Source organism: Priestia sp. SIMBA_032 (genome assembly GCF_046535215.1).
GTDB classification, from domain to species: domain Bacteria; phylum Bacillota; class Bacilli; order Bacillales; family Bacillaceae_H; genus Priestia; species Priestia aryabhattai.
Map to the genome: position 1 here is coordinate 1 of NZ_JAWRXD010000396.1, position 301 is coordinate 301.

Annotated in this window: 1 pseudogene; it reads left to right on the plus strand. The window is 67.1% G+C overall.

Features of this window, described 5'->3' with window-relative positions:
- Nucleotides 1-34: 34 nt before the first annotated feature.
- Nucleotides 35-301: pseudogene (locus SB717_RS34895) on the plus strand (hypothetical protein); the annotation flags it as partial.

The following is a 301-nucleotide window of genomic DNA, read 5'->3' on the forward strand; positions in this document are numbered from 1 at the left end:
TCTACATCCGCACGCAGCGAAAGCAGGACCTCGCATGAACGGCCGGCGACCCTGGTGGAAGACGGTGGTGGGCGTCGTGCTCACCATCCTGATGCTCTTCCCGGTCTACTGGATGATCAACGTCTCGCTGACGCCGACGACGGAGATGCGCAAGAGCCCGCCCAGCCTGTTCCCGCTGCACCCGACCTTCGAGGGCTACCAGGCCGTCCTCAGCCAGCAACTCCCCTATCTCGGGACGAGCCTGCTGATCGGGCTCGGGACGGTCGTCCTCGCCGTCGCCCTCGCCGCCCCGGCCGCGTAT